Below are 17,100 nucleotides of genomic sequence, written 5' to 3' on the forward strand. Positions count from 1 at the left end.
ATGGACCGCAGGACCCTGCTCGCCCTTCTGCCCGCCGCCGCGCTCGCGCCAGCCCTGCTGTCGCTGGCACCCCGTACCGAGGAGGCCTTCGCCCAGGGCATCGACCCGAACGCCATCCTCAACGACCCCGAGGCGCCGATCTCAGGCAACCCGAAGGGCGACCTGACCATCGTCGCCTTCCTCGATTACAACTGCCCCTTCTGCAAGAAGGCCGAGCCCGACCTGCTCCGGCTGGTCCAGTCGGACGGGCGCATCCGCCTCGTTCACAAGGACTGGCCGATCCTCGGCGACGCCTCCGTCTACGGCGCCCAGCTCGCCCTCGCGGCGAAGTACCAGGGACGCTACGACGACGTGCATCGCGCGCTGATGGGCATCCCCGGCCGCAAGATCCCGAAGGAGCGGATGTTGGAGGCGGTGTCCGCCTCCGGCCTCGACATGGCCCGTCTGGAGGCGGACCGCACGTCCCACCAGGGCGAGATCACCGCCCTGCTCCAGCGCAACCTCGACCAGGCGGACGCCCTCGGCCTGCAGGGCACGCCGGTCTTCCTGATCGGCCCGCTGAAGGTCGCGACTGCCCTCGACTACAACGGCTTCAAGCAGGCGGTCGCGCAGGCGCGCGCCAGGGGTCGCTCGTGATGCGGCGAGTCCTGCGCCTCCCGGCGTTCCTCGCGCTCGCCTCGGCGCTCGGAGCCTGCTCGGCCTCGATCGGCGCCCCCGGCCCGGTCGCGGAGGCGGGGCCGCGCCTTCCGGCGGATGCCGTGCGCCGCTACGCGGCCATCACGGACGAGCCGTTCCCGGTCGCGGCGGTTGAGCCGCGCGACCTCAAGGCCCGCAACGTCCGCCAGGTCGTGGATTACCCGACCAAGCAGCCGACCGGCACCCTCGTGGTCGACCCCTACCGGCGCTTCCTCTACCTCGTCATGGAGGGCGGCAAGGCGATGCGCTACGGGGTCGGGGTGGGCAAGGCCGGCTTCGAGTTCACCGGCGAGGCGACGGTCGCCCGCAAGGCGTCCTGGCCACGCTGGACGCCGACCCCCGACATGCTCCGGCGTGACCCGGAGCGGAACGGGCGCTGGGCCGGCGGCATGCCCGGTGGCGCGCGCAATCCCCTCGGGGCCCGAGCGCTCTACCTGTTCAAGGACGGCAAGGACACGCTCTACCGCATCCACGGCACCACCGAGCCCTGGAGCATCGGCGAGGCGGTGTCTTCGGGATGCATCCGCATGCTGAACCAGGACGTGATCGACCTGCACCGCCGCGTGCCCACGGGCACGAAGGTGGTCGTGCTCGGGTCGCAGGGCACCGCCCAGGCCGCGCGGCCGGCGGCGTCGGAGACGACCGGCAGCCTCGGCGGCGACGCCGAGACCGGGCCGGCCGTGAGAGACGGCCTGGACCATGCGGGCCTCGACGACCTATCCCGCGGCGCCTCGGAGGCGCCCGAACCCCTGACGGACGAAGGAGTGGCGGATGACGACGGTCTTTAGGAGCCTGCTGCTCGCGGCCGTCCTCGCGACCATGGGCATCGGGACAGTCCGCGCCGGCTCGGAGGCGCCGGCCGGCTACTACGCCGACCAGAAGGTGGTCTACCACAACGGCGGAGGCGGCCCGGACGGAGCGATCTACTTCAAGCGCCTGCTCGGCAACCTGCGCAACCACGTCGAGGCCCTGGGCAAGACACATGTCGAGATCCGCGTGGTGAGCCTCGGCGACGGGGTCGGGCTCTTCCAGTCGGCCGCGAACGACAAAGAACTCGCCGGCCGCATCGATGCCCTCAAGGGGATGGGCGTCCGGTTCCTGGTCTGCGCCATCACCCTGCGCGAACGGAAGATCGACCACAGCACCCTGTACGGCGTCAGCGAGGACGACATCGTCCCGAGCGGCGTCGCCGAACTGGCGCGCCTGCAGGGCATGGGGTTCGCCTACATCCATCCCTGATCCGGTCGAACGGTAACACGCGCTTCCCGCCGGCATCCCGTCGGCGAGGGGCCGTCCATGAGCTAAGGGGCCCGTGTGCCACCGCACCCACTTCGCGCATCCCGCGCCGGGCCACTGGTTTCGCGCTTGACAATACATTAGATATTGCTAATTAAGTGTCGCCTAATGTTTTGGCTGGCCAGAGGAAGATGTTCCCTGCGGCCATCCGGGCATCGGCCCGGACCACCGCGTGGGAGCGACCGCCATGGATGGCTTCACGCCTGTCAGCGCCCTCGCCGGCGGTGCCATGATCGGCGCTTCCGCAGCCCTCTTCCTGCTTCTCAACGGACGGATCGCGGGCATCAGCGGCATCCTCGGCGGACTGCTCGCCCCGCCCTCGCGCGAGACCGGCTGGCGCGCCGCCTTCGTGGCAGGCCTCGTTCTGGCACCGCTCGCCTACGCCGGCCTGGGGGGCAGCGTGCCGCCGGTGACGGTCGGGGCATCGATCCCGCTCCTGATCCTCGCGGGCCTGCTGGTCGGGTTCGGGGCGCGCCTCGGCGCCGGCTGCACCAGCGGCCACGGTGTCTGCGGCATCGGCCGCGGCTCGCCCCGCTCACTGGCCGCGACCGGCACCTTCATGGTCGTTGCCATCCTGACCGTCCTCGTCATGCGCCATCTCATCGGAGCCTGAGCCATGGCCAAGGTCGCCTTCTCCTTTGCCGTCGGGCTCCTGTTCGGCCTCGGCCTCCTCGTCTCAGGCATGGCCGACCCGGCCAAGGTCCTCGCCTTCCTCGACGTGACGGGTCGCTGGGACCCGAGCCTCGCCTTCGTCATGGCGGGCGCCGTCGCGGTCTCGGCCGCCGGCTACCGCCTGGCGCGGCGGCGCGGCCGACCGGTTCTTGCGCCCAGGCTCGATGTCCCGGCCCGTCGCGACCTCGACGCGCGCCTGATCGCCGGGGCCGCGATCTTCGGCCTCGGCTGGGGACTGGCCGGCCTCTGCCCCGGGCCCGCCCTCACCATCCTGACGGTAGCCCCGGCCGAAGCCGTGACGTTCGTGGCGGCGATGGTCGCCGGCATGCTGCTGTTCCGCCTGGTGCCGGCGGCGCGATTGAAGCCGACCGCCGCGCTGGGAGCCGACGTATGATGCCCGGTCCCCTCACATCCGGTCTCGCCGCCGGCTCGGGCGGGGTCGTGGGCGTGATCCTCGGCCTCGTCGGCGGGGGCGGCTCGATCCTCGCGGTCCCGCTCTTGACCTACGTGGTCGGCGTGTCCTCGCCCCACGTCGCCATCGGGACCAGTGCCCTGGCGGTCTCGGTCAGCGCGGCGGGCAACCTCGTCCCGCAATGGCGGGCCGGGAACGTGAAGTGGCGCTGCGCGGCGGCGTTCTCGCTCGCCGGGGTCGTCGGCGCCCTCGTCGGCTCGGCGGCCGCCAAGGCGGTCGACGGGCGGAGCCTGCTCGTCCTATTCGGGGCCGTCATGCTCGTGGTCGGAGGCCTGATGCTGCGCAAGCGGCGCGGCGAGGGCGATCCGGACGTGCGCCTGACCAGGGCCAGCGCCCCGGTGGTCCTGCCCTGGCTGCTCGGCATCGGCCTCGCGGTCGGCCTGTTCTCCGGCTTCTTCGGCGTAGGCGGGGGATTCCTGATCGTGCCGGGCCTGATGCTGGCGACGTCGATGCCGCTGACCATGGCCATCGGCACCTCGCTGGTCGCGGTGAGCGCTTTCGGGGCGGCGACCGCCGCGAGCTACGCCGCCTCCGGCCTGATCGACTGGCCCCTGGCTGGCCTATTCATCCTGGGGGGCGTGCTCGGGGGCCTCGTCGGATCGCGGTTCGGCCAGCGCCTCGCCGGGCGCAAGCGCGCCCTGACCGTCACCTTCGCCGGCCTCGTCATCCTGGTCGGCCTCTACGTCGTCGCCCGCGGGGCCCTGCCGCTCCTCGGCCTGAACGCCTGAACCCGGAAAGGAGGAGACCCATGTCGAACCAGGCCGTCGGAGCCCTGCGCGGGCATCCCATCGTCACCGGTTTCCACGACGAGCCGACCGGCAGCATCCAGTACGTCGTCGCGGATCCCGAGACGAAGCGCTGCGCGATCATCGACCCGGTCCTCGACTTCGAACCGAAGTCCGGCGCGACCGCGACCCGGTCCGCCGACGCCCTGCTCGCCCATATCGAGCGGGAGGGCTACGCGCTGGAGTGGATCCTCGACACGCACCCGCACGCCGACCACTTCTCGGCGGCCGGCTACCTTCATGACCGGACGGGCGTCCCGACCGCCATCGGCGAGAAGGTCGTCGAGGTCCAGCGGCTCTGGAAGGGGCTCTATAACCTGCCCGACACGTTCCGGACGGACGGCTCGCAATGGTCCCGGCTCTTCGCCGACGGCGAGCGCTTCCGGATCGGCAACCTGGAGGCCGAGGCGCTCTTCACGCCGGGCCACACCATGGCCTCCATCGCCTACCGGATCGGCGACGCCGCCTTCATCCACGACACCCTGTTCATGCCCGACAGCGGTTCGGCACGGGCCGACTTCCCGGGCGGCGATGCGCATGCGCTGTGGCGCAGCATCCAGCGCATCATGGCCCTGCCGGACGACATGCGGCTGTTCACCGGGCACGACTACCGCCCTGGCGGCCGGATGGCGGCCTGGGAAAGCACCGTCGCCCGGCAGCGGAGCGAGAACCCGCACCTCGTCGAGACCCCGACCGAGGAAGCGTTCGTGGCGATGCGCGAGGCGCGCGACCGCAAGCTGCCGATGCCGAAGCTCATCCTGCATTCCCTGCAGGTGAACATCCGCGGCGGACGCTTGCCGGAACCCGAGGCGAACGGCCGCCGCTACCTGAAGATCCCGCTCGACGCCCTCGACGGCGCGGCGTGGGGCGAATGAGGGAGACGACCATGACCACGACCAGCGCGAAGGACCTGGTGGCGCAGGCCAGCCGGGAGGTGGAGACCCTGTCGGCCGAGGAGGCGCTGGCGCGTCTCGGCCAGCCGGACACGGTGCTCGTCGACGTGCGCGAGGGCGAGGAGTTGGCCAAGACCGGCAGGATCGCCGGAGCCGTCCATGTGCCCCGCGGCTTCCGGGAGTTCCAGGCCGATCCCGCGAGCCCGACCCACCGGGCCGAGCTCGGCGGTGGCAAGCGCCTGTTGCTCTACTGCGGCTCCGGCAACCGCTCGGCGGTGGCCGCCAAGTCGCTCAACGACATGGGCCTCGGACCGGTCGCCCATGTCGCGGGCGGCTTCCCGGCCCTGGCGAAGGCCGGCGGCACGGTGGATCCAGCCTGATCGCGACCGGCAACGCGACAGGCCGCAGGTCACCGCCTACCCGCGGCCTCCAAGCAGGGGCGGTCGACGATCTCGACTGCGCCACGCCGGACCTCGATCAGGCCCGCCTCGGCCCATTGCCCCAGGATGCGGCTTACCGCCTCGCGCACGCTGCCGATGTCGTGCGCGAGCTTCTGGTGGGTCACCGCGGCCACGCCCCGTGGGTCCGCCTCGGCCAGACGGGCCGACCTTGTAGATCAGCACCTCGCGCCCGCCCTCCGACCTGCGGAAGATGCGCGTGCGGCCCTCCAGGCACATCCGGTAGTTGGCGCATCCGCCATCCAGCTCGTAGGCGACGGCGCCCGCGTCCAGCACTGGGAAATGCACGGTTCCCCGGGCGATCTGGAGATACGCCGGGCTCAGCGCCTGAAGGAGCGGGAAACGGTCGATCCACCATTCGACCTTCTGGGCATCCGTCATGGCTGACGTGGTCCCCCGGCCATGACGACGGCTCGATCGTCCGGCTCGCGTTGCGTTTTTCTCCCGCCGCGCCGGTTTTGTGTGACCTGGGTTACCGCCGGAGCGCCGGTCATCGGCGCGAGCGGGTCGGGGCGCGGCGGCGCGGCCGGGACGGGACCGGGCCATCCGGCGCGCCCTGGCGCGGAATCGCCCCGGCGGGCGTAGACGGCACCGTAGGCCGCGAGCGCCGTCTGGTCGCGCTCTGCCTGCCGGCGCGCGAGGATCGCGACCGGCCGGTCCCACATCAGGAACGCCTCGACGGCCCGGGGCAGGTCGCCCGCATTGGCCGGCCGCACGACGCCCGCGTGCGCGAAATTCGGCGCGCTGACGTTGAAGCAGAGCGAGCAGCAGGCGTCGAAGAACGGCTGCGGCACCGGCCCCGCGAGGGCGGCGCGCACGGCGGCCACGGTGGGCGCGAGATCGACGGCGAAGAGCGCGTCGGCCTCCGCCTGGGTCAGGACGAGGTCGGGCGTCACCCGTGGCGGACCGGCCGCGCCGGTGTGGCCGCGGCCGATCGTGAGCGTGCCGACGCTGTCGCGGTAGGCGCGCAGCCGGCAGCCTTCGCGCGCCGCCAGGGCGGCGCGTCCGAGGGGCGAGAGATCCATGGGGGCTCCTGTCCGGCGGGCGCTTCCGGGGGCGGGGCGCGCTAGAGCGGTCTCCGCCGAAGTGGATACCGGTTCGGCGCAAGAGAGCGCGTCAAAACAAAGGCTTAGAGCCGTGCCCGATTGCAACGCGATCGGGCACGGCTCTAGTTCGCGCATTCCAGGTCGCCGGTGAGCAGCGGCTGCGTGCTGGCGCCGGGCGTCGAGCCGTCCGCGTTGTAGATGTAGACGCTCGGATCCGCGAAGCCGATCCGGCCCTGGACGCTCAGCCCGGTCGCCCGGTCGAACCCGGTCAGCACCGTGTCCTTGAACGGCGCGCAGGGCAGCGAGGCCCGGATGTAGCCGCTGCCGCCGGTGACCTTCACGTCCAGGCGAATGCCGAGGATCTCGCGGCCGAACCGGCGGTAATCGGCCGCCGCCGTGGCGCTGGTGGCCGCGCTCGTCCCGCGCTTCAGCTCCGGGGTGTAGCCGGTGCGGGCCTGGTTGACCGTGAAGCCGACATTGCCGATCGGGTAGCCCTGGTCGTCCGTGATGGTGATGCCCGCCCCGGCCTCGTAGACCGGGCCGGCCTCGCCGCTCTCGGTGTTGTACTTGGCCACGACGTTGCGGGTGCTGGGATGCGCCCCGCCCCGGGCGACGAGCCCCGCCGCCGCCGAGACCGTGCCGAAGCGGTTGGCGCGGGCGGACGAGGGCAGCCCCCAGAGGCCGCCGCGCAGCTCCAGGCCGTGGCCCGTGCTGCCGATATGGTCGCCGCGGGTGAACAGGAACTCGTTGGTGTCGGCGTTGCCGATCTCGAAGCCGGTGCCGGCCTCGGTCAGGGTCAGCACGTTCAGCCACTGGCTGGAATTGGTGTCGAGCCACGGCGAGCCGGGTCCGATGCGCACGCCCTGGGCGTCGGCGCTGGCGGCGCCCTGCTGGGTGACGCGCAGATTCCAGACGTTCTGCGACGTGTCGAGGAAGGAGGTGGCGGCGTTGCCGCAATTGCCGACCGTCACGGTGGCGCCGGTCGTGCCGCCGATCCGGGCGGCCGGCAGGCTCAGCACGTCGCCGAGCACGTAGTCGCGCCCGCCGGTCCTGATCGCGATGGCCGAGACCGCCCCGTCGGCGACGGTGATGTCGGCCGTGGCGCCGGCGCCCTCGGTCCCGCCGGCATTGCCCAGCGGCACGTCGGTGTAGGTGCCGTCCGTCCCGCCCGATCCCGGCGTGAACGCCGCCCAGACCGTGCCGGTGAGCGAGCCGGTGACCAGCGGTCCCTTCGCCTCGTCGACGTCGATGTCGACGCCCGGCCCCGTGGTCTCGCGGACCAGCAGGTCGATATTGGAGTATTTCAGGCCGCGCACGTAGAGGCCGGAGCGCGCGGTGCCGCCGCCGTTGAGCACGAGGCCGGAGATCCGCACGCCCGAGACCGGCGTCTGCGGGGTGGTGCTGCGCAGGTCGAGCATCAGCGCGCCGGGCCGGCCGGTCCAGCGCAGCTCCGTGCCCGACCGGTCGAAGGCGCCGACGCCCTGGCCGACGATTGTGACGTGGGACAGGTTGGACGCACGCAGGGGCGTCGCGCACCGGGCGATGCCGGGCGGCAGGGCCAGGGTGCCGCCGCCGCGGCCGACCAGGTCGGCGAAGGCGGCGTTGAGCGCCGGGCAGACGTCGACCGACTGCGTCCAGGGGCGGTTGTCGCCGGCGGCGGCGTAATGCCAGCTCGTGCACCCGGAAGGCCTATGCGGCGGCGCGCGACGGCGCGATGGCGGCCCTGGCGACGAAGGGGGAACGTCCCGCCTCCGGCTCCTTCATCGACGTGCCGCAGCGCTACCTCGCGAGCGCGCCGTTCAAGAAGCTCGATGCCTCGACGCAGGGCTGGCAGAAGCGCGCCCTGAACGCGATCGCCGCGAGCGACACGGGCACGGCGCCGCTCGCTCTAATGCAGCCGCGCCACGTGCGGCGCCTGCGGGATGAGAAAGCCGACACGCCGGCCGCCGCCAACACGATGCTGAAGGCGCTCCGGACCCTGTTCCAGTGGGCCCTGGAGGAAGACATCGTCGAGGCGGACCCGACCCGAGACGTGAACCGCGCCCAGTACGTCACCAAGGGGCACCACACCTCGACGCTGGACGGGGTCGAGCAGTTCGAGCGCCGGCACCCGCTCGGCTCGAAGCCGCGGCTCGCGTTCGCGCTGCTGTTTTACACGGCCTGCCGACGCGAGGACGCGACGCGCCTCGGCCCGCAGCACATCTGCGACGGCCGCCTGCGCTACGTCCAGGCCAAGAACGAGCACCGCAAGCCCCGTCTGGTCGACGTCCCGGTGTTCCCGGATCTCGCCGAGGCTATCGCCGGCCTGCCCTCCGCGCACCTGACCTTCCTAGTCACGGATTACGGCAAACCGTTCTCGGTGGCGGGGTTCGGAAACCGCTTCCGCGCGTGGTGCGATCAAGCCGGGCTTCCGCACTGCTCGGCCCATGGCCTGCGGAAGGCGACCGTGGCGCGCCTCGCCGAGCGCGGCTGCACGCCGCACGAGATCATGGCCGTCACCGGCCATCAGACGCTGGAGGAAGTGGAGCGCGACACGCGCGAGGCGCAGCGCCCGGGGCTCGCCGACAGTGCCTGGAAACGCCTCCCCGCGGGACGACGTGATCCCACCGCTGAAGCGGAATCGGACCCCACTTCCGGTAAACCACTGGCAGAGATGAAGAAAAATGCGCCGGTGGCGCGCCAGTCTGAACAAAAATGCGAACACCTATGTCATTGAGGTGGCGAGATAATTTTTAAGGCCCGGCTGCAACGCGGCACGTCACTGTCAGAGTGAGATCTCACCAAGCCGAAAAGTTTCCCCCGAAACCGGACGTTCCGCAATGCGCCCATCCCGGTCATTCGGTGAGCTGTCACGATTTCCCGCAAGCGGACACGACCATCAATGTTCGGAGGGCGGCTTACGGGGCGAACTAAAGGTACGGAAGCGGCCGCTGCGATGGCCGGACAGTCCTTCATCGTGTCTGTCCCGCGGCCGTCCCGCCGAGCTCCACAAGGATCTCTGACGTTCGCGATTTTGCGTTCCGGAAGCTAGAGGCCACCGCATGGAACGCTTATGATTCGTGGCTTGGATCGTTCCAGTAGGGCAGGCCCTATTGGATCGGCGATGCCATTGCGCGTCGTGCATGGCTACCAACAAGCGAGCCGTAGACGTGCGTAGCAGCTGCTTGCGGAAAGCGGCCATGACGCTCGCCTCTAGCGCGGGTCGGCGAACATGGCTCTGCCTGATAGGTTCGCGGTATGAAGCAATCGCATTCCCACCTGTGGCCGGGTGTGCCGCTGGCCCTCCTTTCTGCCGTGCTGTTCGGAGCCTCAGCTCCTGTCGCCAAGTTGCTCCTCGGCGTGATTCCACCTCAATTGCTCGCTGGGCTGCTCTACCTCGGCGCTGGCAGCGGACTGGCGGCCGTGTATGGCGCCCGGGCGACGCTCGGCGTCTCGGCGCCGGAAGCTCCTCTGCGCCGTCACGATCTGCCGTGGCTGGCAGCGGTGGTGCTTTTCGGCGGGTTGGCTGGGCCGCTGCTGCTGATGTTGGGGCTGGCGCGCACCTCGGCCGCCTCCGGCTCCCTCCTGCTCAATCTCGAAGGGCTAGCCACCATGCTCATCGCGTGGGTGGTATTCCGTGAGAACGTCGATCGGCGTCTCTTGCTCGGTGCGTTCGCCATCCTCATGGGCGCGGTCGTGTTGTCGTGGAACGGCGAAGGCGTGCGCCTCGATGCGGGTGCGGCGCTGATCGCCGCGGCCTGTCTGGCCTGGGGCATCGACAACAAACTGACGCGCAAACTCTCCTCGGCCGACCCGGTGGTGACGGCGACTATCAAGGGTCTGGTGGCTGGCGGCGTGAATGTCGCCCTGGCTCTCCTGCTGGGTGCGACCGTGCCGCCCATTGCTACGATCGGCGCGGCGGCCATGGTCGGGTTCCTTGGGGTCGGGGTGAGCCTCGTCCTATTCATGCTGGCATTGCGCCACCTCGGCGCGGCGCGCACCGGGGCATACTTCTCGCTCGCGCCCTTCATCGGTGCGGTGATTGCCGTCGCGCTGCTGAGCGAGCCGGTCACGATCCAGGTCGTCGTGGCCGGTCTGCTGATGGAGATCGGCCTGTGGCTGCACCTCGCGGAGCGCCACGAGCACGAGCACGCTCACGAGGTCATGGAGCACGAGCACATCCACGTCCACGACGAGCACCACCAGCACGAGCATGACGGTCCGGTGATGGAACCACACTCGCACTGGCACCGGCACAAGCCGCTGCGGCACACACATCCGCATTATCCCGATCTGCATCACCAGCACGGGCATCGTTAAGTGCAGGAGCCAATCCTGTAGCGCCCTTCAGAAGCAGGGCCGTTGCGTGCAGAACGTCAGCTGGCGCCCGCCGGCCTGAGGAGGTTGCGGAACTCAAGCGCTTTCTCTGGTCCAAAACCCGCGGCCGCGGCGAGAACCACCGCAGATACCGGCCGTGATCAGTCTCGTCGAAGCGAGAGAACCCGACCCGTTGCGACCCGAGCAATAGCCGCGAAGGCATGTGAGAATATTCGTTAACGAAACATCTTCATCCTGCCGCTCGACTCGATGTCAAATCGTTTGTTGTGAGCTACGTGGATGAACAAGGCAGTGGCTCCAGCCGAACTACGCTCCGGAGCCCCATCGCAGGCAAACTCCACCTCGAAGCCTCGCAGCGACCTGGGTACGATCGTTATCCATTGGCTGACGGTCGTCGCCATGGTGGCGAGCTTGTTCACCGGCCTGCGCATCTCGGCCGACGCCCGCACGGCCGTGTTCGCCAAGTGGATCGCGCCCATCCTGCCGCAGGGTGAAGTCTGGACCGTGCACTTCCTCGCGGGGCTCGCGCTATTCTTCTGCCTCAGCGCCTACGTCCTGTACCTCGTGCTCGGCGGCCTGTTGGATCGCAACGCGCCGCGCAGGATGCGTGCTATCGCGCTGCCCGGGTCCACAGCCACCGCTCGAAAGGCGCGCTGGGGCGGCGTCAACGTGCTGCTGCACTGGTTCATCTATGCCGTCGTGTTGATCATGACCGGTACGGGGATCGCCCTCTATCTGGGCTTCGGTGGGTGGGTCGTCTGGCTGCATGCGACCTGCGCCCTGATCGCGCTCGGTTACATCGCGATCCACATGACGACCCACTTCCTGTACGGCGGCTGGCAACAACTGCTCCGGTTGTTTCGTCCAGCAGCGCTCGTCGGACCCGCGGCTTCCCGCAAGCCCCTCCTGATCGCGTCCTTGGTCGGCATACCGGTGATTACCGGTCTCGCGGCCGTCGACGTCGCGACACGCGACCACCTCGACGTCCGACCGGTCAACCGCGCTCCGGATCTCGCGAAGCTCCTGGACGACGACGTCTGGAAAACCGCTCGTCCCGTGACGATCCGGACGATGCAGGGCATCAACCTGAAGGACGGATTGGGCGAGTCGACCGTCGAGATCCGTGCCGTTCGGGACGAGGCCCGCATCTACTTCGCGTTCCGGTGGGAAGATCCCTCCAGATCGACCCGACGCCTGCCGATGATCAAGCGCGAGGACGGATGGCACCTGCTGGGCGACAGCCCGTTCATCGACGACGTCACCACGTTCTATGAAGACAAGTTCGCCGTCATCTTCTCCACGAGCGACGCATTCGGATCCGGCGGTGTCTCCCATCTCGGGCCGAAGCCGCATCCCGACTTCCCCGGCTCGCGCAACGGGCGCGGGCTCCACTACACGGACGGCAATATGGTCGATATGTGGCAGTGGAAGGCCTCACGCGGCGGCCTGCTCGGGGAGGTCGATGACATGTATATCGGCTCGCCCCGACAGCCGACGCAGAACGAGGCTGCGCAGCTCAACCGGTATCAGGCCGGCTACTGGGGCGATCCGGGCGACACGCCCTACACGTATAATTTCAAGCTCATGACGCCCGCGGACTACAAGGGCGGCCCGGTCACACCACTGAAGCTTCCGAAGGATCATGTCGCCATGACCCGGGCGATGGGCACATGGAACGATGACCCCAACGCCGGGACGGACGAGGGCTCGAAATGGTGGATGCTGCCTCAGGACACCGTCGACTACACCGCTGAAGCGGACGCGAAGGTGCCGGTGGGAACGATCATGCCGGCGGTCTTGATCACCGGTAACCATTCCGGGGACCGCTACGATCTCAAGGGGGCGGCCGACTGGCGCGACGGCCATTGGACATTGATCGTCAGCCGAGCCCTGAAGTCGGAGAGCAAGTACGACGCCTCCTTCGTCCCCGGCACCCACCTCTACATGTGGGTCGGCGTCTTCGATCATACCCAGACCCGACATACTCGGCACACGCGGCCGGTCGTCATGGACGTACGTTGAAGCCAGATCCCGGTCGAAGAGAAAGCTTATGGATCGACGTCTGTTCGAAATGTACCGGGCGCATTCGTCTTGCTCGAAACATCTGCTTTGTGCATCTTACCGTCAATAATTTTTAGGGATCACCTGCGAGCGTCGGCCAGCCGCCGGAGCGTCGTCGCAGCCAGGACGTCAGGCGCCTCATCGGGGATCGGGAACACCGAGCTCACGTTGATTTCGCAGAGCACGTAGGTGTCCTCGCCGCTGGCATCCTTCGGCCCGAGCAGGAAGTCGGCGTCCCAGATGAGGGGCAGGTCGTCCGGCTTCAACCCGAGCAGGTTCGTCATCTCGGGTATCCAGTCCTGTTCGAGCAGGCATCGTAAGCGCTGGAACCGCTCGTCCTCCGGTCCGGAATAGAGGCGTGGCGGTGCCCGTCCGTGCTCAGGCGGCGCCAGGGCAGTGACGAGCTGGGTGCCGAACCCCGCCGCGCGCGTGCCGCTGACATAGCAGCGGACCATCCCCTCCTAGTGCCGCGTCTGGAACGGCTGGTCGACGAGGGTGAGGCCCGCCGCGAAGTCGGAGGCGCGCTGCGCCAGGAATGCGTCGAGCGGCACGGTACGCCGGCTCCTGTCGCTCGCTTCCTGCACCAGGACCTCCTCCGCGCTGGCGGCGCGCTCTACCTTCCACACGCCAATGCCACCGTTGCCGCGGCTGCGCTTTAGCACCCGCGGCCCCTCGGCCAAGCGCCGGGGGAACGCTGCCGCGAGGGCGGCACAGCTTGCATAGAGGTGCGTATCCGTTCCCCAGCCCATCTCCCGCGTCCGGTACAGCACCTCCTTGGTGCCCATCCGGTCGATCACGTCAGGGTGGGCGCTGACGATGATCCCGGCGGCGGCGACCTCCCGCAGCAGCGCGTCGAGGGCGCCTCGGACCTCGCCGGTGTCCTTCGTCACGGGGTTCACCCAGACCAGCACCGCATCGACAGCCAGTAGCTGGGTCAGCAGGACGTTGGCCTGGCCCTCGACCCAGACGGCGGGTTCGCCGGCGAGCCCGTGCCGCTCCAAAGCGGCGAACACCGCCGCGAACCGGCTGGTCTCCGGACGCGCCGCGGCCCGAGCCTGGGCGTCGCCGCGCCAGTCGACGGCGACCTTGAAGGGATGCGGACCTGGAACAGTCATCGTCAGCACCGGGAGGATGGCTGGGGCGGCTCTAGAGCGAGAGGTGGGTGCGCTCGGTTTACCCCCCGCAGGGCCAGCGCTGCCGGAAGGCGAGGCTGGCCACCGCCAGCATGTCGGTCCGAAGCAGCGCCTCGTTGGCGTGCGCCCAGGTCATGTACGTCTTGGCCAGAGCCTCGATGGTGTAGTCGGCGGCGCAGATCCCGCCCTTGTCGCCGCCATCGCCGAAGGCCGCCAGCGTGTCGGCGACACCCATGAGGTAGGCGCTGCACCAGCCCGAGGCCTCGCCGCGCTCGGCGAGGCAGACGCGGTACAGGTCCCCCGACCGCCTCTCGCGGATGTCGACCGAAGCGGCCGGCGGCACCGCCGGGGCACTGGCACCCTGGCTACCCTGATCCAGGGTGCAAGACGTGCCCTCGCATCCGGCGGCGCTCGCTTGCGGAACCGTTGCCGGAAGGGAGACGGTGCTTGCGGCCGCCACGACGACCGCGAGGCACCGCCGCCTGGAGTTCACCGACATCGTCACCATGGCGACGCTCCTGCGCATCAGCCCTTCGCGACCTTCACCCGGTCGAGCGCGTCCCTCAAGCCCTTGGCCAGCTTGCCCGCGTCGTCGTTCGCCCAGAAGTGCATGAAGAACAGCCTGGGCTCGTCGTCGAGCATGTGGTTGTGCAGTGCCGTGACCTCGATGCCGTTCGCCCGTAGCGCCTTGATGACCGGGTTCACCTCGTCCACCGTCAGGACGAAGTCGCCGGTGATGGCTGCCTTGCCCCCGCCGGTCGGCTGGAAGTTGATGGCGATCGCCGAGCCCATGGCTTCGGGCACGGTCATGCCGTGATCCTTCGGGGTCTCGGAGCGCGGCACGCTCACAGCGTAGACGCCGCCGTTGACCTTGCCCTTGCGCCCGATGGCCACGTCGATGGCCGCCGTGTCGAGGTCGAGTGCCTGGTCCGGCGCGGTCGCCTTCGCCGGCACCGGTCCCTCGCCGGCAGAGGCCGGTTCGGTTTTTCCGGAAGGCGGGGAGCCACCGGCAGTCTCGCCGCCGAAGGGTGTCCGGCTGGCGCCCAGCGCCCCGGCCAGGACGGTGGCGAGCTTGCCGGGCTCGCCGTGCCCGGAGATGTGCATGTAGAGGGTGCTCGGCGAGGCCCGCAGCAGGTGGTTGTGGATGGCGGTGATCTCGACCCCGTTCTCGACGAGGCGCTTCATCACCGGGCTCACCTCGTCCTCGGTCAGGACGAGGTCGCCCATGACCATGACCTCGTTCCCGCCCCCGTGCCGCACAAAGGCGAGCCAGGAGCCCAGGGCGAGGGACGGCTTCAACTGTACGCCGTCGAGGGTGACCGTTAGGTCGGTCCGGGGCAGGCCGACGCGGTAGACCCCGCCCGGCATGGCGGTTCCGGGTTTGCCGAGCCCGGTGGCGATGGCGTCTTGCCAGGGCTCCGCGGCCGACGCGCCGGTCGCGAGGACGCCCAGGAGGGCGATGGATGCAAGCAAGCGGCTCATGGTCGTCTCCTACTCTGGGTTTCTTGTTTGTCAGGGCCGGCGTGCCGGCGCCTGCAGCACGCCCTCGTCCGGTAGGGTGCCGTCGCTGCGCCGGAATTCGACGCGGTTGCCGACCATCCAGACCTGGACGCAGCAGTCGGCCTCCAGACAGAGCCCGTTTCCGTCGATCCGCCACCGTGCGTCTCGCGCCCGTCCGAGGGACACGACGTGCAGGCGACCACCCGGCTCGAAGCGGTAGGCCCAGTGCACATCGTCGGTGACCTCCTTGCCGACGAGTCGCGCCCGGATCTCGGAGGCGGTCAGTTGGCGGAACGCCTCGCCGGTGGGCGCCGAACCTGACGCCAGGACGAGCAGGGTGACCGCCGCGGCGCGTCGCCCGGTTCCCATCACACAAGACCTCCCAGATGCAGGGCGACGCCGGCCGCGGCGCAGGCCGCGAGCGTCTGGACCATGCCGACCGTGAACCGGAACACCGCCAGGACCGCCGCGGCCGCCAGGACGAGCGCCCACGGGTTGAGGCTCGACGGGACTGGCACATCGAAGCCGATAGGCCCGACTGCGAACGGTCGCGTCTCGGCGAAGACAGTGTGAAGGGCGAACCAGACCGCGAGGTTCAGGATCACGCCGACCACCGCCGCGGTGATGGCCGAGAGCGCGCCGGCCAAGGCCCGGTTGCCGCGCAAGCGCTCGACGTAAGGGGCGCCGACGAAGATCCATAGGAAGCAGGGCGCGAAGGTCACCCAGGTGGTGAGGAGCCCGCCGAGCGTGCCGGCGAGGAGCGGCGGCAGCGAGCCCGGTGCCCGGAAGGCCGCCATGAAGCCCACGAACTGGGTGACCATGATCAGCGGACCCGGCGTAGTCTCGGCCATGCCGAGGCCGTCGAGCATCTCGCCGGGCTTGAGCCAGCCGTAATGCTCCACCGCCTGCTGGGCGACGTAGGCGAGCACCGCGTAGGCGCCCCCGAACGTCACCATCGCCATCTTCGAGAAGAACACCGCGATCTTGCTGAACACGTCGTCCGGCCCGACGGCGAGGAGGATGGCGACGACCGGCACCAGCCAGATCGCACCCCAGGTCAGCAGCATCCGCAGCGTGTGTCCGGTGGCCGCACGTTCCTGCGGGAGTTCGTGGTCGTCGAGGAGGAAGGGGCCTTCGACGGCCTTGCCGCTACCCCCGTGCCCGCCGGCCTTGAACTGCGGCAGTCCGGCCCGGCCGCCGAGATAGCCAATGACGCCGGCCGTCAGCACGATCAGCGGGAAGGGCACATCGAGGAAGAAGATCGCCACGAACGCCGCCGCCGCGAGCCCGACCATGACGGGACCCTTGAGCGCTCGCTTGCCGATGCGGATCACGGCCTGGAGCACGATGGCCAGCACGGCCGCCTTCAGCCCGAAGAACAGGCCGGCAATGAGCCCGACGTTGCCGTAGAGGGCGTAGATCCAGCTCAGCGCCATGATGGCGACGATGCCCGGCAGGACGAACAGACCGCCCGTGACGAGCCCACCGCGGGTGCCGTGCATAAGCCAGCCGACATAGGTCGCGAGCTGCTGCGCCTCGGGGCCAGGCAGCAGCGTGCAGAAGTTCAGGGCGTGCAGGAAGCGGCTCTCGGAAATCCAGCGCCGCTCCTCGACGAGGATGCGATGCATGACGGCGATCTGTCCCGCCGGGCCACCGAACGAGAGCGCGGCGATGCGGGTCCAGACGGGCAGCGCCTCGGTGAGGGTGATGGGCGCGGGCGGTACGACCGGAGTCTCCGCCGCGCGTGACGCGGCATCCATGACGGCGCTGC

At 69.7% G+C, this 17,100-nt stretch carries 18 protein-coding genes and 1 pseudogene; 11 read left to right on the forward strand and 8 right to left on the reverse strand.

From position 1 onward, the window contains the following. From CIW48_RS21165 to CIW48_RS21200, 8 genes are all read left to right on the forward strand, one after another. Positions 1–636, forward strand: a complete 636-nt coding sequence (locus tag CIW48_RS21165) for a DsbA family protein (protein ID WP_149312530.1) — start codon at positions 1–3, stop codon at positions 634–636. Further along, the gene (locus CIW48_RS21170) at positions 636–1,484 is read left to right on the forward strand and encodes a L,D-transpeptidase (protein ID WP_149312585.1); all 849 of its coding nucleotides are present in this window, start codon (positions 636–638) and stop codon (positions 1,482–1,484) included. Before CIW48_RS21165 ends, CIW48_RS21170 begins: the two co-directional genes overlap by 1 nt. After that, positions 1,468–1,935, forward strand: a complete 468-nt coding sequence (locus CIW48_RS21175) for a DsrE family protein (RefSeq protein WP_149312531.1) — start codon at positions 1,468–1,470, stop codon at positions 1,933–1,935. The genes CIW48_RS21170 and CIW48_RS21175 overlap by 17 nt, the downstream gene beginning before the upstream one ends. A 244-nt stretch (positions 1,936–2,179) precedes the next feature. Beyond that, positions 2,180–2,605, forward strand: a complete 426-nt coding sequence (locus CIW48_RS21180; protein WP_149312532.1) for a YeeE/YedE family protein — start codon at positions 2,180–2,182, stop codon at positions 2,603–2,605. A 3-nt stretch (positions 2,606–2,608) separates the two neighbouring features. Next, positions 2,609–3,058, forward strand: coding sequence for a DUF6691 family protein (locus CIW48_RS21185; protein WP_149312533.1), 450 nt, complete (start codon positions 2,609–2,611; stop codon positions 3,056–3,058). Continuing rightward, positions 3,055–3,864, forward strand: coding sequence for a sulfite exporter TauE/SafE family protein (locus CIW48_RS21190; protein ID WP_173009343.1), 810 nt, complete (start codon positions 3,055–3,057; stop codon positions 3,862–3,864). Before CIW48_RS21185 ends, CIW48_RS21190 begins: the two co-directional genes overlap by 4 nt. Positions 3,865–3,884: 20 nt before the next feature. Beyond that, complete coding sequence (locus CIW48_RS21195; RefSeq protein ID WP_149312535.1) at positions 3,885–4,796, forward strand: MBL fold metallo-hydrolase; 912 nt, start codon at positions 3,885–3,887, stop codon at positions 4,794–4,796. Positions 4,797–4,807: 11 nt separating this feature from the next. Then, positions 4,808–5,194 (forward strand): rhodanese-like domain-containing protein, encoded by a 387-nt coding sequence (locus CIW48_RS21200; protein ID WP_149312536.1) that lies wholly within the window; start codon positions 4,808–4,810, stop codon positions 5,192–5,194. 29 nt (positions 5,195–5,223) lie between these two features. Here CIW48_RS21200 and CIW48_RS34165 read toward each other — a convergent pair whose 3' ends face one another. The 3 genes from CIW48_RS34165 to CIW48_RS21215 form a co-directional block, all read right to left on the reverse strand. Next, the gene (locus tag CIW48_RS34165; protein ID WP_246695355.1) at positions 5,224–5,379 is read right to left on the reverse strand and encodes a helix-turn-helix domain-containing protein; all 156 of its coding nucleotides are present in this window, start codon (positions 5,377–5,379) and stop codon (positions 5,224–5,226) included. Between the two features lie 270 nt (positions 5,380–5,649). Continuing rightward, a complete protein-coding gene (locus CIW48_RS21210; RefSeq protein WP_149312537.1) occupies positions 5,650–6,297 on the reverse strand; it encodes a lysozyme in 648 nt (215 codons plus the stop codon). A 143-nt stretch (positions 6,298–6,440) separates the two neighbouring features. After that, positions 6,441–7,736, reverse strand: coding sequence for a hypothetical protein (locus tag CIW48_RS21215; RefSeq protein WP_149312538.1), 1,296 nt, complete (start codon positions 7,734–7,736; stop codon positions 6,441–6,443). Between the two features lie 296 nt (positions 7,737–8,032). Between CIW48_RS21215 and CIW48_RS21220 the strand changes: the two genes are divergently transcribed. The 3 genes from CIW48_RS21220 to CIW48_RS21230 all read left to right on the forward strand — a co-directional run bounded on the left by CIW48_RS21220 (position 8,033) and on the right by CIW48_RS21230 (position 12,657). Further along, the gene (locus tag CIW48_RS21220; RefSeq protein WP_149312539.1) at positions 8,033–9,034 is read left to right on the forward strand and encodes a site-specific integrase; all 1,002 of its coding nucleotides are present in this window, start codon (positions 8,033–8,035) and stop codon (positions 9,032–9,034) included. A gap of 521 nt (positions 9,035–9,555) precedes the next feature. Further along, the gene (locus CIW48_RS21225; protein ID WP_149312540.1) at positions 9,556–10,617 is read left to right on the forward strand and encodes a DMT family transporter; all 1,062 of its coding nucleotides are present in this window, start codon (positions 9,556–9,558) and stop codon (positions 10,615–10,617) included. Positions 10,618–10,914: 297 nt separating this feature from the next. Next, positions 10,915–12,657: an ethylbenzene dehydrogenase-related protein gene (locus CIW48_RS21230; protein ID WP_149312541.1), complete on the forward strand. Its 1,743-nt coding sequence runs from the start codon at positions 10,915–10,917 to the stop codon at positions 12,655–12,657. Positions 12,658–12,776: 119 nt separating this feature from the next. On the opposite strand, the pseudogene CIW48_RS21235 reads toward CIW48_RS21230, so the two are convergent. The 5 genes and pseudogenes from CIW48_RS21235 to chrA all read right to left on the reverse strand — a co-directional run bounded on the left by CIW48_RS21235 (position 12,777) and on the right by chrA (position 17,089). Then, positions 12,777–13,811 (reverse strand): annotated as a pseudogene (locus tag CIW48_RS21235) (Cj0069 family protein). A 58-nt stretch (positions 13,812–13,869) separates the two neighbouring features. After that, entirely contained in the window at positions 13,870–14,355 is a 486-nt protein-coding gene (locus CIW48_RS21240) for a Rap1a/Tai family immunity protein (protein ID WP_149312542.1), read from the reverse strand. Continuing rightward, entirely contained in the window at positions 14,355–15,311 is a 957-nt protein-coding gene (locus tag CIW48_RS21245) for a DUF1259 domain-containing protein (protein WP_149312543.1), read from the reverse strand. Before CIW48_RS21245 ends, CIW48_RS21240 begins: the two co-directional genes overlap by 1 nt. Before the next feature lie 30 nt (positions 15,312–15,341). Then, the gene (locus tag CIW48_RS21250; protein ID WP_149312544.1) at positions 15,342–15,698 is read right to left on the reverse strand and encodes a hypothetical protein; all 357 of its coding nucleotides are present in this window, start codon (positions 15,696–15,698) and stop codon (positions 15,342–15,344) included. Further along, entirely contained in the window at positions 15,698–17,089 is a 1,392-nt protein-coding gene (gene chrA, locus CIW48_RS21255) for a chromate efflux transporter (protein WP_149312586.1), read from the reverse strand. The genes CIW48_RS21250 and chrA overlap by 1 nt, the downstream gene beginning before the upstream one ends. Positions 17,090–17,100 lie beyond the last annotated feature (11 nt).

The sequence above is a fragment of the Methylobacterium sp. P1-11 genome, from assembly GCF_008329595.1.
Classification (GTDB): domain Bacteria; phylum Pseudomonadota; class Alphaproteobacteria; order Rhizobiales; family Beijerinckiaceae; genus Methylobacterium.